The 25883-nt window shown below is 60.6% G+C and carries 19 protein-coding genes; 12 read left to right on the top strand and 7 right to left on the bottom strand.

Annotation, left to right across the window (positions count from 1 at the left end; genetic code table 11):
- Window positions 1-107: 107 nt before the first annotated feature.
- The 6 genes from GOW31_RS13675 to GOW31_RS13650 all read left to right on the top strand — a co-directional run bounded on the left by GOW31_RS13675 (window position 108) and on the right by GOW31_RS13650 (window position 8917).
- Complete coding sequence (locus tag GOW31_RS13675; RefSeq protein ID WP_152457283.1) at window positions 108-1346, top strand: aspartate kinase; 1239 nt, start codon at window positions 108-110, stop codon at window positions 1344-1346.
- Window positions 1347-1392: 46 nt separating this feature from the next.
- The gene (ptsP, locus tag GOW31_RS13670) at window positions 1393-3636 is read left to right on the top strand and encodes a phosphoenolpyruvate--protein phosphotransferase (RefSeq protein ID WP_171170801.1); all 2244 of its coding nucleotides are present in this window, start codon (window positions 1393-1395) and stop codon (window positions 3634-3636) included.
- 149 nt (window positions 3637-3785) lie between these two features.
- Window positions 3786-5231, top strand: coding sequence for a glucose-6-phosphate dehydrogenase (gene zwf, locus GOW31_RS13665; RefSeq protein WP_171170799.1), 1446 nt, complete (start codon window positions 3786-3788; stop codon window positions 5229-5231).
- Between the two features lie 2 nt (window positions 5232-5233).
- Entirely contained in the window at window positions 5234-7039 is a 1806-nt protein-coding gene (gene edd, locus GOW31_RS13660; protein WP_174831776.1) for a phosphogluconate dehydratase, read from the top strand.
- Window positions 7040-7042: 3 nt separating this feature from the next.
- Window positions 7043-7675: a bifunctional 4-hydroxy-2-oxoglutarate aldolase/2-dehydro-3-deoxy-phosphogluconate aldolase gene (locus GOW31_RS13655; protein WP_171170797.1), complete on the top strand. Its 633-nt coding sequence runs from the start codon at window positions 7043-7045 to the stop codon at window positions 7673-7675.
- Window positions 7676-7726: 51 nt separating this feature from the next.
- Window positions 7727-8917 (top strand): alanine--glyoxylate aminotransferase family protein, encoded by a 1191-nt coding sequence (locus tag GOW31_RS13650; RefSeq protein ID WP_171170795.1) that lies wholly within the window; start codon window positions 7727-7729, stop codon window positions 8915-8917.
- Window positions 8918-9046: 129 nt separating this feature from the next.
- Here GOW31_RS13650 and GOW31_RS13645 read toward each other — a convergent pair whose 3' ends face one another.
- The gene (locus GOW31_RS13645) at window positions 9047-10156 is read right to left on the bottom strand and encodes a pyridoxal phosphate-dependent aminotransferase (RefSeq protein WP_171170793.1); all 1110 of its coding nucleotides are present in this window, start codon (window positions 10154-10156) and stop codon (window positions 9047-9049) included.
- A 70-nt stretch (window positions 10157-10226) separates the two neighbouring features.
- Between GOW31_RS13645 and GOW31_RS13640 the strand changes: the two genes are divergently transcribed.
- Both GOW31_RS13640 and GOW31_RS13635 read left to right on the top strand, forming a co-directional pair.
- On the top strand, window positions 10227-11315 hold the full coding sequence (locus tag GOW31_RS13640) for an SMP-30/gluconolactonase/LRE family protein (RefSeq protein ID WP_253284213.1): 1089 nt from the start codon (window positions 10227-10229) through the stop codon (window positions 11313-11315).
- A 66-nt stretch (window positions 11316-11381) separates the two neighbouring features.
- Window positions 11382-12164: a crotonase/enoyl-CoA hydratase family protein gene (locus GOW31_RS13635; protein ID WP_171170791.1), complete on the top strand. Its 783-nt coding sequence runs from the start codon at window positions 11382-11384 to the stop codon at window positions 12162-12164.
- Here GOW31_RS13635 and GOW31_RS13630 read toward each other — a convergent pair whose 3' ends face one another.
- From GOW31_RS13630 to GOW31_RS13615, 4 genes are all read right to left on the bottom strand, one after another.
- Entirely contained in the window at window positions 12165-12497 is a 333-nt protein-coding gene (locus GOW31_RS13630) for a DUF1992 domain-containing protein (protein ID WP_171170789.1), read from the bottom strand.
- A 40-nt stretch (window positions 12498-12537) separates the two neighbouring features.
- Window positions 12538-13701 carry a benzoate/H(+) symporter BenE family transporter gene (locus GOW31_RS13625; RefSeq protein WP_171170786.1) on the bottom strand — a complete coding sequence of 388 codons (1164 nt, stop codon included), beginning with the start codon at window positions 13699-13701 and terminating at the stop codon, window positions 12538-12540.
- A 138-nt stretch (window positions 13702-13839) separates the two neighbouring features.
- On the bottom strand, window positions 13840-17001 hold the full coding sequence (locus tag GOW31_RS13620) for a valine--tRNA ligase (protein ID WP_171170784.1): 3162 nt from the start codon (window positions 16999-17001) through the stop codon (window positions 13840-13842).
- Window positions 17002-17080: 79 nt separating this feature from the next.
- Window positions 17081-17809 carry a dienelactone hydrolase family protein gene (locus tag GOW31_RS13615; protein WP_152457295.1) on the bottom strand — a complete coding sequence of 243 codons (729 nt, stop codon included), beginning with the start codon at window positions 17807-17809 and terminating at the stop codon, window positions 17081-17083.
- A gap of 112 nt (window positions 17810-17921) precedes the next feature.
- Here GOW31_RS13615 and GOW31_RS13610 point away from each other — a divergent pair, with 112 nt between their 5' ends.
- The 3 genes from GOW31_RS13610 (at window position 17922) to GOW31_RS13600 (ending at window position 23013) form a co-directional block, all read left to right on the top strand.
- Window positions 17922-20213 carry a xanthine dehydrogenase family protein molybdopterin-binding subunit gene (locus tag GOW31_RS13610; RefSeq protein WP_171170775.1) on the top strand — a complete coding sequence of 764 codons (2292 nt, stop codon included), beginning with the start codon at window positions 17922-17924 and terminating at the stop codon, window positions 20211-20213.
- Window positions 20191-21267, top strand: coding sequence for a DUF2235 domain-containing protein (locus GOW31_RS13605; RefSeq protein ID WP_171170773.1), 1077 nt, complete (start codon window positions 20191-20193; stop codon window positions 21265-21267). Before GOW31_RS13610 ends, GOW31_RS13605 begins: the two co-directional genes overlap by 23 nt.
- A gap of 153 nt (window positions 21268-21420) precedes the next feature.
- The gene (locus GOW31_RS13600) at window positions 21421-23013 is read left to right on the top strand and encodes a GMC family oxidoreductase (RefSeq protein ID WP_170380577.1); all 1593 of its coding nucleotides are present in this window, start codon (window positions 21421-21423) and stop codon (window positions 23011-23013) included.
- Between the two features lie 217 nt (window positions 23014-23230).
- On the opposite strand, the gene GOW31_RS13595 is transcribed toward GOW31_RS13600, so the two are convergent.
- Window positions 23231-23968, bottom strand: coding sequence for a methyltransferase domain-containing protein (locus GOW31_RS13595; protein WP_171170770.1), 738 nt, complete (start codon window positions 23966-23968; stop codon window positions 23231-23233).
- A 350-nt stretch (window positions 23969-24318) separates the two neighbouring features.
- Window positions 24319-24894 (bottom strand): GcrA family cell cycle regulator, encoded by a 576-nt coding sequence (locus GOW31_RS13590; protein ID WP_152457300.1) that lies wholly within the window; start codon window positions 24892-24894, stop codon window positions 24319-24321.
- Between the two features lie 126 nt (window positions 24895-25020).
- On the opposite strand from GOW31_RS13590, the gene GOW31_RS13585 reads away from it, so the two are divergent.
- Complete coding sequence (locus GOW31_RS13585) at window positions 25021-25824, top strand: ABC transporter permease (protein ID WP_171170768.1); 804 nt, start codon at window positions 25021-25023, stop codon at window positions 25822-25824.
- Window positions 25825-25883 lie beyond the last annotated feature (59 nt).

The following is a 25883-nucleotide window of genomic DNA, read 5'->3' as shown; positions in this document are numbered from 1 at the left end:
AGCGGCCCTGCGCCGCAGGGGCGACCGCTTTGCGCCCTTGCCCTTGCGGTGCCCCTCGCTTATGAGGCACGGAACTTCTAATCCAAGGCGCGGAGACTTTTGCCCCCATGCCCGTACTCGTAATGAAATTCGGCGGCACATCGGTCGCCAATCTGGACCGCATCCGCCGCGCCGCCAAACGTATCGGCGTTGAAGTTGCCAAGGGCTATGACGTGATCGTCATCGTCTCGGCCATGTCGGGCAAGACCAACGAGCTTGTGGGCTGGGTGAACGAAACGTCGCCTCTGTTCGACGCCAGGGAATACGATGCCGTCGTGTCCTCGGGCGAGAACGTAACCGCTGGCCTGATGGCCCTGACCTTGCAGGAAATGGACATCCCCGCGCGCAGCTGGCAGGGCTGGCAGGTGCCGCTGCTGACCACCAGCGCGCACAGTCAGGCGCGGATCGAAGAAATTCCGACAGAGAACCTGAACCAGAAATTCAGCGAAGGTATGCGTGTTGCCGTGGTTGCCGGGTTCCAGGGCATCAGCCCGGAAGGCCGGATCACGACATTGGGCCGGGGTGGGTCGGATACAACGGCGGTTGCCTTTGCAGCAGCCTTCGACGCCGAACGCTGCGATATCTATACGGACGTTGATGGCGTCTATACCACCGATCCACGCATCTGCGAAAAGGCACGTAAGCTGGACCGCATCTCGTTCGAAGAAATGCTGGAACTGGCGTCGCTTGGTGCCAAGGTTCTGCAAACCCGCTCGGTCGAACTTGCGATGCGATACAAAGTGAAACTGCGCGTTCTCTCAAGCTTTGAAGAACAATCCGATGAGGCCGGCACGCTGGTCTGCGACGAGGAGGATATTATGGAATCCAATGTTGTGGCCGGTGTGGCCTATTCCCGCGACGAAGCCAAGATGACCGTTGTTTCCGTGGCCGACCGACCGGGCATCGCCACGACCATCTTCTCGGCGCTCAGCGAAGAGGGCGTGAATGTCGACATGATCGTCCAGAACATCTCGGACGAGGGGCGCACGGACATGACCTTTTCCTGTCCCACCGATCAGGTGGCCCGCGCCGAAAAAGCGCTGCTGGCGATCAAGGAAAAGGGCGAGCTGAACTATGCCGAACTGGTTGCAGATACTGATGTCTGCAAGGTCTCGGTTGTGGGTATCGGGATGCGCTCGCAATCGGGCGTGGCGGCCAAGATGTTCAAGGTGCTCTCGGATGAGGGGATCAACATCAAGGTCATTACAACCTCCGAGATCAAAATTTCCGTCCTTGTCGACAGGAAATACATGGAACTTGCTGTTCAGGCACTGCATGATGCCTTTGAACTGGACAAGGCGGCCTGAGCTTATCGGCCAAAGGTATCGCCTGACACACTAAATCGGTTGGGCCATGGCGGACGGCACGGAAACAGAATCCCGCAAGCTGCTGCGGCGGTTGCGCGAAGAAATGGCGAGCGAAGCCGCCGGTCAGGAACGTCTTGACCGGATCACGCACCTGATTGCCGACAGTATCAGGGCCGAGGTGTGTTCCATCTACCTGTTTCGCGATGAAGACACGCTGGAACTTTGCGCGACCGAGGGGCTGTCTCCGGAAGCGGTCCATAAAACCCGGATGCGCATGGGCGAAGGTCTTGTGGGGCGGGTCGCCAAGTTCGGCAAGGTCGTCAACACCGCCGACGCGCCGTCGGCCAAGGGCTTTCGTTACATGCCGGAAACCGGCGAGGAACGATTTTCCTCGTTCCTTGGTGTGCCGGTTCAACGCCTTGGGGAAAAGCTGGGCGTTCTGGTCGTCCAGTCCCGCGAGGCGCGCGAGTTTTCCGCCGATGAGGTCTATGCGCTGGAAGTGGTGGCCATGGTTCTGGCCGAAATGGCCGAGCTTGGGGCTTTTGTCGGCGAAGGCGCGGCCCTGTCACCCCTGCACCAGCAATCGGTTCTGCTGCGCGGCGGCCCGGCGCAGGAAGGGTCTGCCGAAGGGCATGTCTGGCTGCACGAACCCCGCGTTGTGGTTACCAATCCAATCGCCGAAGACCCTCAACGGGAACGCGAACGTTTGGTCGAAGCGGTGGAGGAACTGCGCGTCGGCGTCGACAAGATGCTCGAAATTTCGCAGGGCGGCGACAAGGAACAGCTAAAGGTTCTGGAAGCTTACCGCATGTTTGCCAATTCCAAAGGCTGGATGCGGCGGATGGAGGAAGACATAGCCCTGGGTCTCAGCGCCGAAGCCGCGGTGGAGAAAGAACAATCCCAGGCCCGCGCGCGCATGGGGCAGGTCACCGATCCGTACTTGCGTGAACGTCTTGCGGATCTGGACGATCTCAGCAATCGCCTGCTGCGCATCCTGACCGGTCAAGGCAAGACGGACAGTGCTGATCTGCCACCCGATCCGATCCTGATCGCGCGCAATATCGGCCCCGGCGACTTGCTGGAATACGGACGGGCGCTGAAGGGGATCGTGCTCGAAGAAGGCTCTGTCGGCAGTCATGCCACGATTGTTGCGCGGGCGCTTGCGATTCCTTTGGTCGTGCATGTGGGCCGGATCACCACCGAGGCCCTGAACGGAGATCACATTCTGGTGGATGGTGATCAGGGCGTTGTGCATCTGCGCCCGGAAGACAGCGTGGTCAGTGCCTTCCGCGACAAGATCGCGATGCAGGCAAAGGCGCAGGAACGTTATGCGTCGATCCGCGAAACACCCTGCGTGACGCGGGACGGATCGCGTATCAACCTTGTGATGAATGCAGGTCTGATGGCCGACCTGCCATCGCTTGGCACCTCGGGCGCCGAGGGCGTTGGCCTGTTCCGCACTGAACTGCAATTCCTGATCCGCAACCAGATGCCGAAACGGTCAGAACTGGTCAGCCAGTATCAGCGTGTTCTGGACGCGGCTGGTGGCAAAAGGGTGGTATTCCGCACACTCGATATCGGGTCGGACAAGGTTCTGCCCTATATGAAGCACGTGGCGGAACCAAACCCGGCGCTGGGCTGGCGCGCCATTCGGGTCGGTCTGGACAAGCGCGGCGTGATGCGGATGCAGTTGCAGGCCTTGCTGCGGGCGGCCAATGGCCGGCCGCTGACCATCATGTTCCCCTTTGTCGCACAGGCCGAGGAATATCGCGAAGCCCGCTGGGAAGTGAACAAAACCATCGAGCGGGAAAAGCGACTGGGCCATGTGCTGCCCGAGATGCTTGAAGTTGGCGCCATGCTGGAAACGCCGTCGCTGGCCTTTGCGCCGCAGAAGTTCTTTGACGAAGTGGACTTTATTTCGATTGGCGGGAACGATCTAAAGCAGTTCTTCTTTGCTGCTGACCGTGAGAACGAACTGGTCCGGCGCCGCTATGACACGCTGAATGTCAGCTTCCTCAGCCTGATGGAACGCATCGTCGAACGCTGCGATATCTCGGACACGCCACTCAGCTTCTGTGGTGAAGATGCAGGCCGCCCGGTCGAGGCCTTGTGCCTTGCGGCGATGGGGATACGGACGCTGTCGATGCGGCCTGCCTCGATCGGCCCGGTCAAAAGCCTGCTGTTGCGGTCCAATCTGGCGGAGGTTCGCAAAATCATCGCTGACGCGCGCCACCGCGGAGAGCAATCGGTGCGTCCTGCGGTCATGGACTGGCTGCGCCATCAGACCTGATGCGCTAAACGGCACGGTTTCTTCAAACTGTGCTTGATTTTTCATGGGCGACTTTCTAATAGACAGGCAGTGTTAGCGATAACATGTCAGGTTTTGCGGGGTATCACGCCGTGCTAAGCTGATATCGGCAAATTCAGAAGGAGCCTGTGATGGTTTCACGCGTAATTCCGGTAGAGCCATTTGATCTGGTACTCTTCGGTGCGACCGGCGATCTGGCGCAGCGTAAAATCCTGCCGGGCCTGTATCATCGCTTTGAGGTCGGCCAAATGCCCGACGGCGCGCGGATCATCGGTACGGCACGCTCTGATATCGACAATGACGGGTTTCGCGATCAGGTCCGCAAATCGATGGAACAGTTCGCGCCCGGTTTTTCCCGGGAAACATTGGATCAGTTTCTTGCCCATGTCGAATATGTGCCCGTGGATGCGCTGGGCGAGGCCGGGTGGTCCGATCTGAAAGAACGGATGCGCGAAGACGTCGTGCGGGCCTTTTATTTATCCGTTGGTCCAAGCCTTTTTTCGGGTATAGCGCAGCGGCTGCATGACGCCGGTCTTGCGACACCGGACAGCCGCATTGTCGTCGAAAAACCATTTGGGCACGACCTTGCCTCGGCGAAGGCGCTGAACGAAGGCTTGCGTGCCTGTTTCGAAGAACATCAGATTTACCGGATCGACCATTATCTGGGCAAAGAGACCGTGCAGAACCTGATGGCGCTGCGCTTTGCCAACTCGCTGTTCGAACCCCTCTGGAATTCGACCCATATCGACCACGTGCAGATCACGGTGGCCGAGACCGTAAGCGTCGAAGGGCGCGGGGCCTATTACGATCAGTCCGGCGCAATGCGGGACATGGTCCAGAACCATCTGGTTCAGTTGCTGTGTCTGACCGCAATGGAACCGCCGTCGAAATTCTCACCCAACGCGGTGCGCGATGAAAAGGTCAAGGTGATCGAAGCGCTGGAGCCCGTGGCCCAGTCTGACATCGCGCGCGGTCAGTACCGGGCCGAAAAGGGCGAGGGCGGTTATGTCGATCATGTCGGCAACCCTGCCAGCCGAACCGAAAGCTTCATCGCCCTCAAGGTTCATATCGGCAACTGGCGTTGGGCAGGTGTGCCGTTCTATCTGCGCACTGGCAAGCGTCTGCGCGCGCGGGAATCCGAAATTGCGGTGTTCTTCCGCGATCCGCCGCACACGATTTTTCCCAATGTCGGCCCTCTGCACGGAAACGTTCTGGTGATCCGGTTGCAGCCTGACGAAGGCATCACTCTGCGCACCACGATCAAGGATCCGGGGCCAGGGGGCTTCCGGTTGTCGGATGTCGCGTTGGACATGAGCTTTGCCGATGCACTTGGGGCCGAAGCGCAAGCCCCCGACGCTTATGAGCGGCTAATCATGGATGTCATCCGTGGCGATCAGACACTGTTCATGCGTGGGGACGAGGCCGAGGCCGCCTGGGCCTGGGTCGACCCCATCATTCAGGGCTGGGAGCAGCGCGGAGACCGCCCATCCCGATACGATCAGGGCAGTTCAGGCCCCGAAGAAGCATTGATGCTGATGCATCGCGATGGGCGCCGCTGGCGTCAGATCGGAGGTTAATCATGGTTCACTCAGTCATTTCCGATGTCACCAAACGGATCATCGACCGCAGCGCCGATCTGCGCGGCCCACATCTTGAACGGATGGAGCAGGCCAGATCCAAGGGTCCTGCCCGTGCGCATCTGTCCTGTAGCGGTCAGGCCCATGCCTATGCGGGCGCAGGCGAAGATCAGCAATCGATGGCCACCGGCACCGCCGGCAATCTGGGCATTGTCACCGCTTATAATGACATGCTTTCGGCCCATCAGCCGTTTGAACGTTATCCCGCCCTGATCCGCGACGCGATCCGCGCCGCCGGCGGAACGGCACAGGTGGCAGGCGGTGTGCCAGCCATGTGCGACGGTGTCACCCAGGGCGAAGCGGGGATGGAGCTGTCGCTGTTCTCGCGCGACGTCATCGCGCTGGCAACCGGTGTGGCGCTTAGCCACAACACCTATGACGCGGCTGTTTTTCTTGGGGTGTGTGACAAGATTGTGCCCGGCTTGATCATCGGCGCGCAGGCCTTTGGCCATCTGCCGGCCGTATTCCTGCCCGCAGGCCCGATGACCAGCGGCTTGCCGAACGACGAAAAAGCCAAGGTCCGACAGAAATTCGCCGCCGGGGAAGTGGGCCGCGAAGAGCTGATGAAGGCTGAAATGGCGGCCTATCACGGCCCCGGCACCTGTACCTTTTATGGCACCGCCAATACCAACCAGATGCTGATGGAGTTTATGGGGCTGCACCTGCCGGGTTCCAGCTTCGTCAATCCGAATACCCCGCTGCGTGACGCCCTGACCGAGGAAGGCGCGCGCCGTGCCCTGTCGCTCAGCGCGCTGGGCAACAGCTATACACCGGTCTGTCAGGTTCTCGATGAACGCGCTTTCGTCAATGGCATCGTCGGTCTGATGGCGACCGGTGGTTCAACCAATCTGCTGATCCACCTGATCGCCATGGCGCGCGCTGGTGGTATCGTGTTGGACTGGCAGGATTTTTCTGATATTTCCGCTGTGGTTCCGCTGGTTGCGCGGGTTTATCCCAACGGCCTGGCGGATGTGAACCATTACCACGCGGCCGGCGGACTTGGGTACACGATCGGTACATTGCTTGAACAAGGCTTGCTGCACCCGGACACGCTGACCGTCGCAGGGCAGGGGCTGCACAACTATACCAAGGAACCCAAACTGATCGATGGTGAGTTGATCTGGCAGGATGGTTCGGGACACAGCCTGAACGAAAAGATCCTGCGCCCGGCCAATGACCCGTTCCAGCCCACCGGGGGCCTGTCGCGCCTGACCGGTAATCTGGGCACCGGGGTCATGAAAGTATCAGCCGTCGCGCCAGAACATCAGGTCGTCGAAGCACCCGTGCGGGTGTTCCACGATCAGGATGAGGTAAAAGCCGCCTTCAAGGCCGGAGAGTTCACAGATGACGTCATCGTCGTGGTCCGCTTTCAGGGGCCAAAGGCCAATGGGATGCCTGAACTGCATTCTCTGACCCCGATACTGTCGATCCTGCAAGGCAGGGGGCAAAAGGTGGCGCTGGTCACAGATGGTCGCATGTCGGGTGCATCCGGCAAAGTGCCCGCCGCCATCCATGTCTGCCCCGAGGCACTGGACGGCGGGCCCATCGCCTACCTGCAAGACGGTGACATTCTGCGTGTCGACGCGGTCAACGGCGACCTGGAAATCCTGACCAAAGGGGTTTTGGACCGGTCCCCCGCCACCGCCGACCTTTCTGCCAATCAACACGGTGTCGGGCGCGATCTCTTCGCTGCGTTCCGGCAGAATGTCGGGTCCGCCGACACTGGCGCCAGCATATTCGGAGCGTAATAGATGTCCAAAACTCAACGCACCCGCGAAATCTGCGCCCTGGCGCCCATTGTTCCGGTGCTGGTTGTCGATGACGCCGCACAGGCCCGCCCGCTGGCCGAGGCGCTGATCGCCGGCGGCGTGCCCGCGCTCGAGGTGACCTTGCGCACCCCGGCGGCACTGGATGCGATCAAGCTCATGTCCGAGGTGCCCGGCGGCGTGGTCGGTGCAGGCACGCTGGTCACGCCCGAAGACGTCCGCGCTGCCAAACAAGCGGGTGCGCTTTTCGGCGTTTCCCCCGGTGCCACGGATGCCCTGATCGCGGCCTGCGAGGCCGAAGACCTGCCGCTGCTGCCCGGTGCCGCGACGGCAAGCGAGGCTATGGCGTTGCTGGAAAAGGGCTATGACATGCTGAAATTCTTCCCGGCCGAGGCGTCGGGCGGCGCGCCCGCGCTCAAGGCAATCGGCGCGCCGCTGCCCCAGATCAGCTTCTGTCCGACGGGTGGCGTGTCGCCTTCCAACGCCAGCGACTACCTGTCATTGCCCAACGTGATCTGCGCTGGTGGAAGCTGGGTCGCACCAAAGCAACTGGTCGAAAATGGCGACTGGGCCGGGATCGAGACACTTGCGCGCGAGGCGTCGAAGCTGGCGGATTGACGCCGCGCGGCCTCTCGGTAATGTGGGCGTCAATTCATACAGGTTGACCCCATGACACAGACAGTTTCCCTTTCCCAGGGGCGGACATATTTGGCCATTCCGGGCCCTTCGGTCATGCCGGACGCGGTTTTGCAAGCCATGCACCGTCCGTCGCCCAACATCTATGATGGCGAACTTATTGATATGATGCCCGGCCTGACGCGCGATCTGTGCCGGGTTGCCGGCACAAAGCACAACGTTGCCATCTATATCGCCAATGGCCACGGCACCTGGGAGGCGGCACTGTCCAACGTGATCGCCCCCGGCGAAACCGTTCTGGCCCCTGCCTCGGGCAGGTTCACCCATGGCTGGGCAGAAATGGCCGAAGGGATCGGGGCAAAGGTCCAATTGATCGATTTCGGCACCTCGTCAGCCTGGGATTTCGACCGGATCGCAGATGCGTTGCGTGCGGATCGAAACCACCAGATCAAGGCGGTTCTGGCGGTCCACGTGGATACATCCAGTTCGATCCGGAACGATATCCCGGCGCTGCGCAGGCTTCTGGACGACCTGCAACACCCGGCGCTGTTGATGGCAGACTGCATTGCCTCGTTGGGTTGTGACAGGTTCGAGATGGATGGCTGGGGCGTCGATGTCACAGTTGCCGCTTGCCAAAAAGGCCTGATGACCCCGGCGGGCATCGGTTTTGTTTTCTTCAACGAGAAAGCACAATCCAAACGGGCCACCATGCCGCGCGTTTCGCAATATTGGGATTGGCAGCCGCGCGCTAATCCAGACCTGTTCTACCAGTATTTCAACGGCACCGCGCCCACGCACCACCTCTATGGCCTGCGCGCCGCGCTTGATCTGATCCATGCAGAGGGGATCGAGCAGGTCTGGGCCCGCCATGAGCGCCTGGCCAATGCCATCTGGGCGGCCTGTGAGACCTGGGCCGAAGGCGGCATGTTGTACCTGAACGTCGCCGACCGTGCCTTTCGCAGCCACGCCGTCACGGCCCTGCGATTGACGGAAGGTCGCGGCACGGCCCTGCGTACGTTCACCGAAACCCGGTTGGGCCTGACATTGGGCATCGGCTTGGGGATGGAGGATTATGACAGCTGTTTCCGTCTCGGTCATATGGGGCATATCAACGGGCAGATGGTCATGGCGATTCTGGGCGGTGTGGAAACAGGCATGGCTTCACTTGACATATCGCGTGGCAAGGGGGCCCTCGAAGCCGCCGCCGCCGTGCTGGCGGCCTGACACCCTACGGGCGTCTCCGCAGGATCCGCCTCTTCATCTGGCCAAAAATATCCTCGGGGGGATCGCGCCGTGGCGCGATGGGGGGCAGACAGCCCCCCTTTGCTGTCCGACCGGGCGCAAAGGGATCAATCAGCGCACCCGCGCGACCGCGAGCGCCTTGGGCAAAGCGGCGGCGAACGCATCCAGATCAGACGCCGGGCCACAGCTTACCCGAATGCACCTGTTTTGCGGTGCCGCGAACGGCATTCGGACAAAAATCCCCTGCGCCACCAGGGCGCCCAGCACGGCCTTGGCAAAATCCCCGTCGCGCCCGCAGTCAATCGCCACGAAATTGGTGGCCGAAGGCAGGGCCGCCAATCCGTTTTCCTGGGCAATCGTACCGATCCGCGCGCGCGCCTGTTCGATCTGCGCCTGAACATGCTCCAGCCACGCGCCATCCTGCAAAGCCGTCAAAGCACCGGCCTGCGCGGCGCGGTTCATGCCGAAATGGTTGCGCACCTTGTTGAAGGCCGCGATCAGATCTGGCGTGCCCATGGCATAGCCAACCCGCGCACCCGCCATGCCATAGACCTTCGAGAAGGTCCGCATCCGGATTACGCGCGGATCATCTATGCTGACAGGTGCCGCCGTCCCTTCGGGCGCACATTCCACATAGGCCTCATCCAGAACCAGAAGGCACCCATCAGGCAAGGCATCCATGGCAGCCACGATGTCCGCGCCGGAATGCCAGCTGCCCATCGGATTGTCCGGATTGGCCAGATAGACCAGCTTGGCACCAACCTCAGCTGCCTTGGCAAAAAGCGCCGAGGGGTCCTCGTGATCACCTGAATACGGCACTTTGTGAAGAATGCCGCCGAACCCGGCCACATGATAGTTGAAGGTCGGATAGGCCCCGTCCGAGGTGACAACCGCATCCCCGGGCCCGACGATCAGCCGCACCAGATAGCCCAGCAGCCCGTCAATACCTTCGCCCACGACGATATTTTCCGGCGATACGCCGTGATGGTCGGCCAAAGCATGGCGCAGGTCATGGTTTTCGGGGTCACCGTACATCCAGATCTCTGACGCGGCTTGCGCCATGGCCTCGATCGCGCGGGGCGAGGGGCCGAAAATGCTCTCATTGGCGCCCAGTCGGGCCACAAAGGACTCGCCGCGCTGGCGCTCTTGCGTTTCCGGGCCGACAAAGGGCACGGTGGCGGGCAGGGATTGGGCAAGCGGGGTGTATCGAGGTCCGGTCATGTCCGCAGATAACCCCAAGCCCGATCGATGAGCAAGCGCGCACAGGCGTTGGGCGTGCTGGAAAAGAAGTATGAATAAAGGAGCGCAGATGCGCATTCTCTCGATCGTTATTCTCCTGGGGCTCGCCTATCTTCTGATCTGGCCGGTCCCGGTAAAACCTGTCGCCGTCAAAATGCCGGAAGATGCCGGGTTTGTCGGGGATTTCGTTGAAAACACGGCACTGGATGCGGCGCAGCTGATCCCCCTGCCGGGTCAAGAGATCGGGCCCGAAGACATCGCCGTCATGCCAGATGGGGCGATCTACACAACCGGCCTGTCAGGTACCCTTTACCGCATCGACGGGGTGGAACCGGTCGAGGTTGACCAACTTGGTGGGCGTCCCCTGGGCCTCAAGGCCGGACCGGATGGCGCGCTTTACATCGCTGACAGCTATCGGGGGGTGATGCGTTGGACCGGTCCGGGCACATTGGACACGCTGGTGGGCGACATCAACGGCGCCCCGGTAATCTACGCCAACCAGCTGGATGTGGCGCGGGATGGCACGATCTACTTCTCGAATTCATCTGACCGCTTCGATCCTGAAACCATGGGCGGGACCAAACCGACCTCTGTCCTCACCATCTGGGAACAGTCCGATACGGGTTACGTCGCGCGTCGCACACCCGATGGCCGCACCGAGAAAATCGCCGAGGGCTTTGTCTATACCAACGGTGTCGCACTTTCACCTGACGAGGATTTTCTGCTGATCGCGGAAACAGGTCGCGCGCGCGTGCACAAGCTGTGGCTGACCGGACCAAATGCAGGGCGGCAGGAGATCCTGCTGGAAAACCTGCCCGGCTATCCCGACAACCTCGAGGCTCAGGGCGACGGCACCTATTGGATGGCCTTTGCCAGCCCGCGTGTCCCGTCCGAGGCGCTGATGCCGTACCCGTTCCTGCGCAAGGTGATCTGGCGATTGGGTCCGGCAGTGCGCCCCGCGCCGATCCATCGCGGCATGATGGTGCAGTTCGATGGCGAAGGAACGATCCTGCGCACGCTACAGGACCCGCAAGGCCGCTTGGGCATCACGACCGGCGGAAAGATCGCAGGCGATCAGTTCTATGTCATGACCCTCGACTCCCCATGGTTCGGGCGAATGCCTGTCAGCGACATGCCCTGACGTCGCAGTGGTATTCGGCATGCTGTCCGGGCATGTTTGTCACGATTGAATTACCGGAGGTCCTCCATGTCACGCGTATCCGTTGCCTATCAAGACCACGTTGCCCATGTCACTCTGACCCGAGGCGACAAGATGAATGCGCTGGATGATGCAATGATCAAGGCGCTTTTGTCCGCCGGGCAAGAGGTCGCGGCGTCGGATGCCCGTGCCGTGGTTCTGTCCGGCGAAGGCAAAAGCTTTTGCGCGGGACTCGACATGGCAAGCTTTGCCAAGATGGCCCATATGGACCCCACGGAATGGCTGATGACCCGCAGCCATGAAGACGCCAACGAGATGCAGGAGCTGGCGCTGATCTGGCGTCGCGTACCGGTTCCGGTGATCTGCGCAATTCAGGGCGTGGCTTATGGCGGTGGCCTGCAAATCGCGCTGGGCGCGGATATCCGTATCGCACATCCCGAAGCGAAACTGGCCGTGATGGAGATGAAATGGGGCATCATTCCCGATATGGGCGGAATGGTTCTGCTGCCCCGGCTGGTCCGGTCGGACGTGCTGCGGCTGCTGACCTACACGGCCCGCCCGATCGGTGCGCCGCAGGCGGCGGAGTGGGGCCTGGTGACGCAATTGTCCGACGATCCGCTGACCGAAGCGTTGGCCCTTGCCGAAAACATCGCGGGTCAAAGTCCTTCGGCCATACGTGCTGCCAAGCGTCTGATCGAGGTCGCTGAAACTCAGTCCCGCGCAGACATTCTGATGGCGGAATCCGCTGAGCAGGTGGAACTGATTGGCAAACCCGACCAGATGGAAGTTGTCATGGCGCAGATGCAGGGCCGCAAGCCCGTGTTCAAATGATCACCGCATGAAGGCCCGCCGTGCGTCGCGGGCCATGTTGTAGCGCATTTCCAGATCGGCGATACGGGCCATTGCGGCCTTGCGCTCGGCGGGGTCCGTCAGGGTCGCATAGTCCTGCCGCGCTGTGTCGAGCTGCTTTTTGATGTCGAATTCTTCCGGCATTACGCCTGCCTGCGCCATGATCCGATGGCCGGCGGCGGTGGCCGGATCGCTCAATGCCTCGGATGACCGGTCAGGCAGTGGTTGGCCTTCGCCCTCGAGGCCCAGCAACTGACCCTCGGCTTGGGCTTTCTTGATCTGGCGCTCGACCAGTTTTCCCAACGCTCCAAACATGGCCTCTACATACTTGCTTTGAAGTGCAGTTTGAACCCGTTCACCGAAAGCGTTGTTTCACAAGATAGGCCATCCCGCCTGCCAGCAAGCCCCAGACCGCCGCACCAAGCCCGAACGCGGTGATCCCTGATGCAGTGATGGCAAAGGTCAGGATGGCCGCTTCGCGCTCTGCCGGAACTTCCAGCGCGGCGGATGTGGCATTGGCCATCACCCCGATCAGCGCAACACCGGTCAGCGTGCCCATCAACAGTGGATCGGCATGAATGGCGAACCCGGTAATCGCCACGGCGAACACCCCGAACAGGCAATAGAACAATCCACCCATCACGGCAGACCAATAGCGTTGCGCGGGGTCGGGGTGGCTGTCCTCGTTCGCGCACATCGCAGCGGTGATCGCCGCAAGGCAGGTGGCGGGGGCACCGAACGGAGAAGACAAGATGCTGGAAATACCCACGGAAGAGAACAGTTTGCCGGTCTGCGGCGCATAGCCAAAGCTGCGGATCACCGCGATGCCGGGGATGTTCTGGGTCGCCATCGTGACGATGAACAGCGGCACGGCAATCCCGATGACCGAAGCCGCAGAGAAGCTGGGCGTGGTCCAGACCGGAGCCGCGACCCATTGCGTCGGCGTCAGCGACGCGTCCCCGGCGTTCAGAACCACGACGGCTGCCGCTGCCACGACCGCAGCCGGAACGGCAAACAGGCGGTTGATCCGGCCGGCGATGAACCATGTCAGAATTACCGGCAAGGCTTGCCATGGCAGGTCAACCGCTGCCTGAAAGGGCAATATGCAAAGCGGCAGCAACACGCCCCCCAACATGGCCTGCGCCAGGGTCGTCGGTATAGCCGCAGCCATTCGCCCCAATGGTCGCCACAGCCCGGCCAACACGGTCAAAGCCCCTGCACAAAGGAACGCGCCTGTCGCTTCGGCAAACCCCAGCGCAGGTGTGGCGGAAACCGCCAGTAGGGCCGCACCCGGCGTGGACCAGGCCACGCTGATCGGCTGTCGGTACCACAGGCTCAGCACGATGGCGGTCAGGCCCATGGCGATCGCCGCCATCATCAATCCGGACGCCGCCTGCGCCGGGGACGCGCCCATCGCCGCCAACCCCTGCAAGACGATCGGGAAGGAGCTGAAAAAACCGACGATTGCCACAACCAGCCCGGTCGAGACTGTCTGGAACGGTGGGGCATTGTGCGTCATGACGGCCTCGGAGAAATGTGTTCGCTGATTGCTAACAAGCAGGGGCAGGTTCGGGCAAGGCCCGAGCGTGCAAAAGAAAACCCCGCCGTTGTGGCCGCGGCGGGGTTCCGGATTTGAGTATTTGTGAAAAGATGAAGATCAGGCGATTTCGGTCAGTCGGGCCAGCGCCTCGTTCAGTTTCGCCTCTTCCTCTTCGCGGGCGGCGAGGTTGGCTTTGGCCTCTTCCACGACCTCTGCGGGGGCCGAGGCCACGAATTTCGGGTTGTTCAGACGGCCGCGCAGGCCACCAAGTTCCTTGGCCAGCTTGCCCTTGGCCTTTTCCAGCCGTTCCTTTTCCGCGCCGATGTCGATGATATCCGCCAGCGGCAGGCCAAAGGACGCGCCGGGCGCCGCGATAGAGATGGTGCCCTTGGGCAGCGTGTCGGCCGTGGTCAAGCTGTCGATCCGGGCCAGTCGCTTGATCAGCGCCTCGTTCCGGTCCCAGGCGGCCTGGCCGTGGGCGTCGATCTCGGTCACCAGCATCGGCACGTACAAACCGGCCGGAACGCGCATCTGGGCGCGGGCCGAACGGGTGTTCTCGATCACCGAGATCACCCAGTTCATTTCGCGATCCGCGTCGGCATCGACCAGTTCGGCGGCGGCATAGGTCGGCCAGTCGGCATGCACCAGCATCTTGGCACGGGTGCCGGTCAGGCCCCACAGTTCCTCGGTGATGAAGGGCATGATCGGGTGCAGCAGGACCAGGCACTGATCCAGAACCCAGCGCATGGTGGTGCGGGTTTCAGCCTGGGCCTCGGCGTCATCGCCTTGCAGCAGAGGTTTGGACAGTTCCACATACCAGTCACAGACCTTGCCCCAGACAAAGGCGTAAAGCCCGTTCGCCGCGTCGTTGAAGCGGTAACTGCCCAGCGCCGCGTCGACCTCTTCGCGCACCCGGGCGGTTTCGCCGATGATCCAGCGGTTCACGGCGGCCTTGGGTTTCAGATCGGCAACGTCCAGCTGCGGGACGGCATCGGTGAAAACCTCGTTCATCTCTGCAAAGCGGACGGCGTTCCAAAGCTTGGTGCCAAAGTTGCGATAACCGGTGATGCGTTCGCGGGACAGTTTCAGCACGCCGCCAATCGCCGCCATAGACGCGTTGGTAAAGCGCAGCGCGTCGGCGCCGAATTCGTCCACAATCTTCAGCGGGTCAATGACGTTGCCGGTGGTCTTGGACATTTTCTTGCCCTTCTCGTCGCGGACGAGCTGGTGCAGGTAAACGGTGTGGAATGGGATCTGATCGACCACGGCCAGCTGCATCATCATCATCCGGGCGACCCAGAAGAACAGGATGTCGAAACCGGTGATCAGAACGTCCGTGGGGAAGTAGCGCTGCAACTCTTCGGTCTGTTCGGGCCAGCCCAGCGTGCCGATAGGCCACAGGCCGGAGGAGAACCACGTGTCCAGCACGTCAGGGTCGCGCCAGACCGGGTAAACCAGCTTGGTCGGATCCTGTTCAACGGCGTACTGCGCCAGGCTTTCGGCGAACCGATGGATCGCCTCCTGCTTGTCGGTGACTTCGATCACGGTCGCGTGGCTCAGAGGGCTGGGAATGTCCGCATTGTCGTCAAGAAACTTTTCGGTAACGGCCTCAAAGCTCGCGGCACATTCCATGACATTGCCACGGTGCAGCATGCCGCCTTCGTTCAGCAAACGACCCAATTCAACCAGATCAAGGTCGCCATCATTCTCGTCGTCAATGAAGTCTTCTGCCGACAGGTCGAGACCATACCAAACCGGAATCTGATGCCCCCACCACAGTTGGCGGCTGATACACCAGGGCTCGATATTTTCCAGCCAGTGGTAATAGGTCTTCTCGCCCGACTCGGGGATGATCTTGACCGTGCCGTCCTTGACCGCGTCCAGCGCGGGGCCGACGACCTTGGCGGCATCGACGAACCACTGATCGGTGAACATCGGCTCGATCACCACCTTCGACCGGTCGCCGAAGGGCTGCATGATCGGTTTGCTTTCGACCAGCGGCACCAGCGTGTCGGCGCCTTCCTGATCCGGCTTCAAAGCGGTTGATCCCAGGCGCGGATCATCCGCGCGGGTCATCACGGCCAGACCATCAGCGGTGATCTCTTCCACCACCTTGGCCCGCGCTTCGAACCGGTCGAGGCCACGCAGATGATCCGGCGCCAGATTGATCGCGTCGATTTCGTTCTCGGTGAACGCGCGCCCACGCGCATAGTCCTGCGCCTTGCCTGCCTCTTCGGCATAAGGGGCCCCATCGGCCCGCATCGCGCCCTTGGTGTCCATCAGACGATACATCGGAATGCCGCCGCGTTTGGCGACCATGTTGTCGTTGAAGTCATGCGCGCCGGTGATCTTCACCGCGCCCGAGCCGAAATTCGGATCGGGGTATTCATCGGTGATGATCGGGATCTGGCGGCGATGCTCTTTCGGACCAACCGGGATTTCGCACAGCTTGCCGACGATGGGCGCATAGCGTTCGTCCGAGGGGTGCACCGCGACCGCGCCGTCGCCCAGCATGGTCTCGGGGCGGGTGGTGGCAATGGAAATATAATCACGCTCCTCGCGGAAGATCACATTCCCATCTTCATCTTTTTCCAAATACTCATATGTCTCACCGCCCGCCAAAGGGTATTTGAAGTGCCACATGTGGCCGGCGACCTCGATATTCTCGACCTCGAGGTCCGAAATCGCGGTTTCGAAATGCGGGTCCCAGTTGACCAGCCGCTTGCCGCGGTAGATCAGGCCTTTGTCGTACATGTCGACAAAAACCTTGATCACCGCGTCGTGGAAGTTGGGGCTGTTTTCGTGGCCCGTGCGCGGATCGCCCGCCGCACCGGCCATGGTAAATGCGTTGCGCGACCAGTCACAGGAAGAGCCGAGGCGCTTCAGTTGCTCGATGATGGTGCCGCCGTATTCACCTTTCCATTCCCAGACTTTCTCCAGAAACTTTTCGCGGCCCAATTCGTTGCGGCTGGGTTGTTGCGTGGCGGCCAGCATCTTCTCAACCTGCATCTGGGTTGCGATGCCGGCGTGATCCTGCCCGGGCTGCCACAACGTGTCAAAGCCACGCATCCGGTGCCAGCGGATCAGAATGTCCTGTAGAGTGTTGTTGAACGCATGGCCCACATGCAGCGCACCGGTCACGTTCGGCGGCGGGATCATGATGCAAAAGCTCTCGTCGCGCGATTTGTTCGCGCCTGCCTTGAAGGCTCCGGCCTGTTCCCAGGCCTTGTAGATCCGGGCCTCGGCCTCGGCCGCGTTGAATGTCTTTTCCATCGCCATGGGATGCGTCCTGCGTCAACAAATTCGGGTCAGCGCCTGCAATAGCGAATGCGCGCGGCAAGGGGAAGGCCTAGTGCGCCTACGCCATGCCAAAGCGTGCTTTGAAATAGGCGTCAACGCGTTGATAGGCGGGTTCATGGAAATCCAGTGTCAGCAGCGAATGATCCTTGCCGGGATATTCGACGGTTTCCAGCAGATTGCCGAATGCCTGTTCAAGCGCCCGCATCAGTTTCTTTGGTGCAAGCTTGTCTTCGGAATACCGCATCGCCAGACCGGGGCCTTTCGCGGCCATACCCGCAGAGGCCGCGCCGATGTCTTCAGCGCTCATATGCAGATGGCGGCCCCCGAGGATCGGCAGCGCTGGTTGGCTGGCTACCCCGCCCAGAACGGCGTCTTCTGCCATGAGGGTAAGGGCGAAACTGCCGGTCAGGCACATGCCGATGACGCCCACACCGGCGCTGTTTTCGCGTTGCTTGATCTCACGGGTCAGGGCGCGCATCCATCCTGCAATGGGGCTCTGCCTGCCACGGGCGAAAATGTTGAACTCGCGCCGCACGCAGAACAACCGGGCCATGTTCTTGCCCATTTCAACCTTGCCATAGGTTCCAAACAAATGAGGCAGGTAGACGCGAAAGCCGGATGCGTTGAGCTTGGCGGACAACGCCAGCGTTTCGGGCCCGATCCCGGGCAGTTCCTGAAGGATCAGGATCGGTGGGCCTTCGCCTCCGACATAAACGTCATGTGTGGTCGACTGCCCGCTGGTCATCGGGGCAGAGAAGGGAAAAACGGTTTCATGCGTCCAGCTCATGGCCAAAGGCTAGCCGAACATCCTTTGCGCGCAAACGAATTTCGGTGAACCCCGCTGGACATCGCCGGGTCGCGGGCTAGGCTCGCCCTGATATCGCGCAGGAGGGCCACCCATGGAAAAGTTCGGCAGAAGCCAGCCGGTGAAACGGACCGAGGATCAACGGTTCCTGACCGGGCAGGGGCGTTACATGGACGATGCGGTGCCCGGGAACGCTTTGTTTGCCGCATTCTTCCGCAGCCCGGTGGCGCATGGTGACATCACGTCTCTGGATGTCGAGGCCGCACGGGCTGCCGACGGCGTTCGGCTGGTCATGACGCTGGACGATCTGGCAGCATCAGGCATCGATACGGTGCTGAATGCGGCCGTCTTGCAGAACCGGGATGGGTCCAGGGCCGCTGCGCCCGATCGGCACATGCTGGCCAGGGATCGCGTGCGTTTCGTGGGCGAGCCGGTGGCAGTTGTCATTGCGGATACCCTGACGCAGGCGCAGGACGCGGTTGAATTGATCTGGATGGATACGCAAGAGCGCCCGGCCAAGTTGGACGTCGAGGCCGGGGGCGAGATCCTGCACGTGGAAGCGCCCGAGAACCGTGCGTTCGATTGGGGGTTGGGCGACGAAACCGCGACCCAGGCAGCCTTTCAGGCGGCCGCGCATACCGTGTCGCTGAACGTCACCGACAACAGGGTCATCATCAGTTCGCTGGAGCCGCGCGGATGTCAGGCGAACTGGTCCGAGGGGCGCCTGCATTTCTCCTACGGAGGTCAGGGCGTATGGGCGATGAAGGCCCAACTGGCACAAAAACTGAAACTGGATGCGGACGACATACGCGTCACGACCCCGGATGTGGGTGGTGGTTTCGGTATGAAAGTCATGCCGTACCCTGAATATTTCTGCGTCTCCGTGGCGGCGATGAAGCTGGGTCAGCCGGTGCACTGGATGTCCGACCGATCCGAGGCGATGCTGTCTGATCATCATGGCCGCGATCTGACCTCGCTGGCCGAGCTGGCCTTCGACGCCGATCACAAGATCACCGCCTATCGGGTCCACAGCAAGGTGAACCTTGGCGCATACAACAGCCACTTTGGTCAGGCGATCCAGACCAGCCTGTTCAGCAAAGTGCTGATGGGTGTCTATGACGTTCAGACCACCTGTTTGCGGGTCGAAGGCTTCTATACGAACACGACGCAGGTGGATGCGTATCGCGGTGCGGGCCGCCCCGAGGCGATTTACGTGCTTGAACGCGCGATGGACCGCGCCGCGCGTGAACTGGGCGTTGACCCATGGGAACTGCGGCGCAAGAATTTCATCCGCCCCGGCGATTTCCCCTACACCACTTCCACCGGCGAAACTTATGATGTCGGCGATTTCGACATGGTTCTCACCCGTGCGGCCGACCAGACCGCCGGGTTCGAGGCCCGCAAAGCTGCGGATGCCGAACGCGGTCTGATCCGGGGGCAGGGTCTCTGTTACTATATCGAAAGCATTTTGGGAGACCCTTCCGAAAACGCGAAGTTCGCGTTTTGCGAGGATGGAACGGTGAATCTTTACGTCGGCACACAATCGAACGGGCAGGGGCATGAGACGGTCTACGCCCAGTTCCTGTCAGATCAGACGGGTATCCCCATTGACAAGATCACCGTCATTCAGGGCGATACCGACCGGCTTGCCCATGGCGGCGGCACTGGCGGGTCTCGCTCGGTCACGGTGCAAAGCACCGCCACCCTGGCCACGATTGACAAGATGATCGCCGCATTCACGCCTTATCTTGCCGATAAGATGGGGGTCGAGGAAAACGATGTGAGTTTTGACCACGAGACATTCCGAGCGCCGGGCTCCAACCTGACGCCGACCCTGACCGAAGCCGCCGAGATGGCGCGTGCCGATGGTCGAACGGATCTGCTGCAACATGAGGCCCGCGCCAACCTGGATGCGCGCAGCTACCCGAACGGCGCGCATGTTGCCGAAGTCGTGATCGATTCTTGCACCGGCGAAACCTGGGTGGACCGCTACACGGTGGTTGACGATTTTGGCAATCTTATCAATCCAATGCTGGCCGAAGGGCAGGTGCATGGCGGGGTGGTGCAGGGTATCGGCCAGGCCCTGACCGAACATGTCGTGCACGATGCACATGGGCAACTGCTCACGGCTTCGTTTATGGATTACGCCTTGCCCCGTGCAACCGACATACCCATGATTAAGTTTACCTCGGCGCCGGTTCCGTCAACCTCGAACCCGATGGGGATGAAAGGGTGTGGCGAGGCTGGCACCGTGGGCGCACTGGCCGCTGTGGCAAACGCGGTTCAGGATGCGCTCTGGGACCACGGGGTGCGGCAGGCGGACATGCCTTTCACACCTCACAAAGTATGGGAATTGCTGACGCATGAATCTGTCGCGGCTGAGTAGAAAGGTACTGGGATGGCTCGGGCGCCCTTTGCGGTCCGAGCATTCCGCCGAGACGCGGCACCGCGAACCGATCAGCCATGTCATCATCCTTGATGGCACCATGTCCACTCTGGAACCGGGGTTTGAAACCCACGCCGGTCAGACATTTCGCCTGTGCTGCGAGATGGGCAGCAAGGTTTCGGTGTTCTACGAGGCAGGCGTGCAGTGGGAAAGCTGGAAGTCCTCGCTGGACGTGATGATGGGCCGGGGCATCAACCGCCAGATCCGTCGCGCCTATGGGTATTTGGCGTCCCGCTACAAGCCGGGCGACAAGATCTTTTTCTTCGGCTATTCGCGCGGTGCCTATGGCGTGCGCAGTCTGGCCGGCGTGATCGACATGATCGGCCTGCTCAAGGCGGAACACGCCACCGAGCGAAACATACTGCAAGCGTATCGCCACTATGAATGCAATCCAGACGGCATCGCCGCCAGCGAATTCCGCCGACGTTTCTGCCACGACGGCGTCGAGATCGAGATGATCGGCGCCTGGGACACGGTCAAGGCGCTGGGTTTGCGTCTGCCGCTGCTGTGGCGCTGGGCCGAAGAGAAGCACGCATTTCACAATCATCAGTTGGGCCCAGTCACCCGCCACGGGTATCACGCTTTGGCGCTGGATGAGACGCGCGAAGTGTTCGAACCAGTTCTGTGGACCTGCACGCCCGAGTTCAAGGGCCATGTGGAGCAGGTCTGGTTCCGTGGAACCCATGGCGACATAGGTGGCCAATTGAACGGCTACGAAGAGGCGCGGCCGCTGAGCAACATTTCCCTGATCTGGATGCTGGGCAAGGCGGAATTGCACGGTCTGACATTGCCCGACGGCTGGCGCGATCGGTTTCCCATTGACCCCCATGCGCCGTCGGTTGGCACATGGCGCAGCTGGGGCAAGATTTTCCTGCTGCGAAAGCACCGCAAGGTCGGGCAGGACCCTTCAGAACGCCTGCATGTTTCAGTTTCGCCGGACGAACTGCCCGGATGGGTCGCGATGCCGAACCTGCCGACACATCCCGCGCAGTGAAAGGCTGCCATGTGCCAGTGACTCCAAGATCACCGGCACTTCAATGTCAGGTTCGAGCCCAAAGCGGACATACCCAACCTCCGCAAAATGTGTTGCTTGATAAAGGGCAGACTGTCCGCCACTCTTTCCGGATTGGTAGTTTGGGGTTTTGTCATGACGGATAGTTTTGACGTTATTATCGTTGGCGCCGGAAGTGCAGGATGCGTGCTCGCCGCTCGTTTGACCGAAGATGTAAAGCGTTCCGTTTTGCTATTAGAGGCCGGTGGATCGGACGACGACCCCCGGGTTTCCACACCCGCAAAATTTGGCGCTCTCACTAATACACGCTTCGATTGGGCCTTTCGGACAGCTCCGCAGGGCGAACTTTCGGGACGCCAGATCGCCTATCCGCGCGGTCGATGTATCGGCGGCACTGGTTCGATTAACTACATGATATACCTGCGCGGGCATCCGGCAGACTACAACACTTGGTCCCAAATGGGCGCAACGGGCTGGGGATGGGACGGTGTGCTGCCCTATTTCAAGAAGGCTGAGAATTGGGAAGTCGATGGAGATCCGTCGATCCATGGAGACGGTGGCCCGCTGACTGTGACCAAGCCAGGTGAACGGTCGCCCTTGACCGAGACATTTATCCAAGCCTGCCAACAGGCCGGGATTCCGTTTAATGGCGATCTGAATGGCACGGAACTGGACGGCTGCGGTTATTTCCCCGCGACTTTGCAGGATAACCGGCGGGGCGGCACCGCGCAGACATACCTCTCCGCGGCGATGGGGCGCCCCAACTTGACCGTTGTGACAGGCGCGACGGTTATGTCGTTGCAGTTTAAGGGCAGTTCTGTGACCGGTGTGAACTATGTCGCCAAGGGAGAACTGAACAATGCAACTGCACAGGAAACCGTCTTGGCAGCGGGCGCCATAGGTTCACCACAGATCCTGCAACTCTCGGGCGTTGGCCCAGCAGACCTGTTGAACAATGTCGGCGTCCCGGTGAAGCATGACCTCCCCGGTGTGGGCGAAAATTTGCAGGATCACTTTCATTACCGCGCCCGTTGGGAAATCGATCAACCCTTGACCTTCTTTGGCCGAAGCTCTGAGCAAACTGCGGAAGTTGAGCGCCTCTATTCAGAGGAGTCGCGCGGGCCCCTGACAACGAACCACTTTGAGTCTGGTGCATTTCTGAGATCCGGACCTCATGTCGATATTCCCGATATAGAACTGCTTATGATCCCATATTTCATAAGCTTGGGAGCCCCGGAGTATCGCCCACCGGATCGCCACGGTTTCACAATCTCTGGTTTTCCGACCCGTCCATGGAGCCGAGGGCGTGTGACTATTGCATCAAACGACCCATTGGATCGGCCCATTATCGATCCTAGATATCTTAGCGATCCGGCGGACGTCGATCTGATGCGCGCGATCATCAAAGAAGCGCGGAAGATTGTGTCACAGGAAGCTTTTGCGAAGCTCAATCCAGTTGAGATATCTCCGGGGGCGGACGCCCAGAGCGACGAAGAACTTCTTGCGGACATCCGCGAGATTTCGTCGACGTCCTTTCATCCTGTCGGCAGTTGCAGGATGGGGCAAAGCGATGATTGCGTCGTTGCTCCCGACTTGAAGGTGCGCGGGCTTGAAGGGTTGAGCGTTGCCGATGCGTCTGTGATGCCGCAGATGAACACCGGACATCCCAACGCGCCGGTGATTATGATTGCTGAAAAAGCTGCCGAAATGATCGCCGCGCGGGTCTGAGTGAAAAACTGCTAGGCGTCAGATAAGAGACATTTTTGCGAAAGGTTCACCAGTAACTTTTTCCCGCTTATGGGGATTTGCATAGTTTAGTTGCGAATGTCCGGTTTGGGCTGCGAGCGGCCACCGATGCGAAAAGCGGCGAATGGCCGTACCGAGCCCAAAGTGACTGATGCTGCGCGGCGAACGAAAGTCCGGTCTACCAGAGTGCTTAGTTGCCCTAAGGCTTTGTCGCAATCTGGCTTACGTAAGACATGAAACCGAAGAAGGTCTTCTCAGCCACCCGGCGTCTTGCCTCCGCCTTCAACGCCTCCGCTGTTTCGGGAAACAGTACGCGCTCTTCGATCATGCGGTCAGCACCTCGGTCTATGACAGTCAGGAAGTATGTCGCTTCTGCTTCGGCGACGTATCCATGCCCTCTTCTTGCCCCAAGTTGAAAGCCGGTCTTGGCGAGCATTCCGGAGACCTGACGCATTATCCAAAGGTTGGTGACATTTTGATTGATCATGAACCGAATGAGTTGATCCAGCGGATCGAAATCTGCAATCTGCGCCGTCGCTGTGTCGTAGTCGCCATCACAAATCGCCAATACACCACCCGGCTTCAGGATGCGGAATGCTTCCTGAACAACAACTTCGGGGTCAGGCACGTGACACAACAGGGTATGCATTAGGACAACGTCGAATGATGTGTCCTCAAACCCCGTGTCCTTTGCATCGCCGATATCGAAGCTGAGCCGCGCATCATCTCCAAAGCTCTTTTTCGCCCGTTCAACCATCACCGGTGAAGGTTCGAGCCCATGCGCTGTTTTCGCGCCTGCAACGTCCAGTAGGTCCTTAGTTACGTGGCCTGTACCGGACCCGAGTTCCAACGCACGTGCATTGCTCGGGAGCTTTAACTCACTCAAGTAGGCCTTGCGAATTGCGACCTGTGCAGGCTCAAGGCAACGGGCTTCCATCGCTGCTGCAATACGTTCCTGAAGCGCGGTGTCTTGTGCGCCAAGATCAGAATATGGATCAGACATGGCTTAGCTCTCAAAATACATCCTGCAGAAATGCTAAACACACTTAGCCACGAAATCAAAAGAAGCGGACCTGTGGGCAACCCGATCAAACGGCAGCAAAGTCCGCAAAGCTGACGCTCCGAACTAAAACACCCTCGCAGCATTCAGCGAGGGTGTTTTCTTTGTAAGAACCCGTTACGCCTTGCGTCGTTTTTGACTATGCAACGCCTCCGATAAGAGGCGCGGCGAAACGCCTGCGCCCTTTTCACGTTCCATAGACATGATTTAGGTTCTTGTGTTCGCAATTACCGCCGACGATCCCTGCGCGAGCTCATCGGCTGGAAGGCCACTCCCACATGCGCCTCGCAATAGGGTTTGCCCGCCTCAACCGGAAGGCCGCAGAACCAGAAATCCTCGGTCGCGGGGTCGCCCACGGGCCATTTGCAGGTCTTCTCGGTCAATTCCATCAGAGTCAGCTTCTTGGCTTTCTTTTCAACCTCGTTGACCTTGGCCAGCGCCTCGGGGCTGATCTCGTTGGCCGATGGCTGCGGTGGCAGCGGCTGACCGGCGGGGATGATCTGACGGCGGGCCGGAACGACCGGTTTCGCCTCGGCGGTCGGGGCCGGGGCCGGACGCGCCGGTTCGGTCTTGGGTGCAGGTTTGGGCTTGGCCTCGGCCTTGGGGGCAGGCGCCGGTTTTTCTTTCGGTTCCGCCTTGGCCGGGGATGCGCCTGCCGTCCGGTTCGACAGGCCCAGGCGGTGCACCTTGCCGATCACCGCATTGCGGGTCACGCCGCCCAGTTCCTTGGCAATCTGGCTGGCCGACTGGCCTTCGCCCCACATCTTCTTCAGCAGTTCAACACGCTCGTCTGTCCAGGACATCGTTAGCCTTTCAAAAGCGGAAAGCGGCCCCGGATTCGGGCCGCCTTGGGAATTCGTCTCAGCCCCCTATTCTAAACACTGCTGCCCGAGTTACAAGCTGTCTTCGAATCAGGTTGAGGGCAAATCATGCAAAATCCCGCAGATCAGACCGCGCGTCGCTTCGGAGCAGTCAACTGGATGGGCCTGTACACGCTGGCGCAGCGCGAAACCCTGCGTTTTCTGGCCGTCTGGACGCAGACGGTTCTGGCACCACTGGTTACGGCGGGGCTGTTCCTGTTGATCTTCACCATCGCCATCGGACCCAGCCGGCCCGATGTCATGGGTGTGCCGTTTGTGATGTTTCTGGCACCGGGGATCATGATGATGACCGTGATCCAGAATGCCTTTGCCAATACCTCGTCCTCCATGGTGATCGCCAAGGTGCAGGGCAATATCGTCGATACCCTGATGCCACCGCTGTCACCGCTCGAGATTCTGCTGGGTTACCTCGCGGGTGGTATTGCCAGAGGCGTGATGATCGCACTGGTGATCTCGATTGCGTTCTTGGTCTTGCTCTCCATTGCGCCTCAGCACCCCCTGATCGCGCTGACCTTTGTTGTTCTGGGTGGGGCATTCATGGGCGCGTTGGGCCTGTTTGCCGGTATCTTCGCCAACAAGTTCGACCAGATGGCAGCAATCACCAACTTTATCGTCACGCCGCTGGCCTTCCTGTCGGGTACGTTCTACTCGGTCGAGGCGCTGCCGCCCGTGCTGAACCGCCTGACCCACCTGAACCCGGTGTTCTATCTGATCGATGGTTTGCGCTATGGAATGATCGGAGTGTCCGACAGCTCTCCGTGGCTGGGGATGGCGGTATGTACGTTTGCGACACTCGTGATCGGAGCCATCACCTGGCTGATGCTGCGCACCGGATATCGCCTCAAGGCTTAGGGCGGCCTGGCCATCGCGGCCGGTTGCACGGGCCGGGATGCAGGCGCACCCGTTCCCGC

This window comes from Ruegeria sp. HKCCA0370 (assembly GCF_013033705.1).
Taxonomy (GTDB): domain Bacteria; phylum Pseudomonadota; class Alphaproteobacteria; order Rhodobacterales; family Rhodobacteraceae; genus Ruegeria.
This window is presented reverse-complemented; position numbering and strand designations above follow the sequence as displayed.

Bases quoted from the DNA above. Each gene is read 5' to 3' on its own strand.
- GOW31_RS13675 (WP_152457283.1), top strand. From the start codon at position 108: ATGCCCGTACTCGTAATGAAATTCGGCGGCACATCGGTCGCCAATCTG.
- ptsP (WP_171170801.1), top strand. From the start codon at position 1,393: ATGGCGGACGGCACGGAAACAGAATCCCGCAAGCTGCTGCGGCGGTTG.
- zwf (WP_171170799.1), top strand. From the start codon at position 3,786: ATGGTTTCACGCGTAATTCCGGTAGAGCCATTTGATCTGGTACTCTTC.
- edd (WP_174831776.1), top strand. From the start codon at position 5,234: ATGGTTCACTCAGTCATTTCCGATGTCACCAAACGGATCATCGACCGC.
- GOW31_RS13655 (WP_171170797.1), top strand. From the start codon at position 7,043: ATGTCCAAAACTCAACGCACCCGCGAAATCTGCGCCCTGGCGCCCATT.
- GOW31_RS13650 (WP_171170795.1), top strand. From the start codon at position 7,727: ATGACACAGACAGTTTCCCTTTCCCAGGGGCGGACATATTTGGCCATT.
- GOW31_RS13645 (WP_171170793.1), bottom strand. From the start codon at position 10,156: ATGACCGGACCTCGATACACCCCGCTTGCCCAATCCCTGCCCGCCACC.
- GOW31_RS13640 (WP_253284213.1), top strand. From the start codon at position 10,227: ATGAATAAAGGAGCGCAGATGCGCATTCTCTCGATCGTTATTCTCCTG.
- GOW31_RS13635 (WP_171170791.1), top strand. From the start codon at position 11,382: ATGTCACGCGTATCCGTTGCCTATCAAGACCACGTTGCCCATGTCACT.
- GOW31_RS13630 (WP_171170789.1), bottom strand. From the start codon at position 12,497: ATGTTTGGAGCGTTGGGAAAACTGGTCGAGCGCCAGATCAAGAAAGCC.
- GOW31_RS13625 (WP_171170786.1), bottom strand. From the start codon at position 13,701: ATGACGCACAATGCCCCACCGTTCCAGACAGTCTCGACCGGGCTGGTT.
- GOW31_RS13620 (WP_171170784.1), bottom strand. From the start codon at position 17,001: ATGGCGATGGAAAAGACATTCAACGCGGCCGAGGCCGAGGCCCGGATC.
- GOW31_RS13615 (WP_152457295.1), bottom strand. From the start codon at position 17,809: ATGAGCTGGACGCATGAAACCGTTTTTCCCTTCTCTGCCCCGATGACC.
- GOW31_RS13610 (WP_171170775.1), top strand. From the start codon at position 17,922: ATGGAAAAGTTCGGCAGAAGCCAGCCGGTGAAACGGACCGAGGATCAA.
- GOW31_RS13605 (WP_171170773.1), top strand. From the start codon at position 20,191: ATGAATCTGTCGCGGCTGAGTAGAAAGGTACTGGGATGGCTCGGGCGC.
- GOW31_RS13600 (WP_170380577.1), top strand. From the start codon at position 21,421: ATGACGGATAGTTTTGACGTTATTATCGTTGGCGCCGGAAGTGCAGGA.
- GOW31_RS13595 (WP_171170770.1), bottom strand. From the start codon at position 23,968: ATGGAAGCCCGTTGCCTTGAGCCTGCACAGGTCGCAATTCGCAAGGCC.
- GOW31_RS13590 (WP_152457300.1), bottom strand. From the start codon at position 24,894: ATGTCCTGGACAGACGAGCGTGTTGAACTGCTGAAGAAGATGTGGGGC.
- GOW31_RS13585 (WP_171170768.1), top strand. From the start codon at position 25,021: ATGCAAAATCCCGCAGATCAGACCGCGCGTCGCTTCGGAGCAGTCAAC.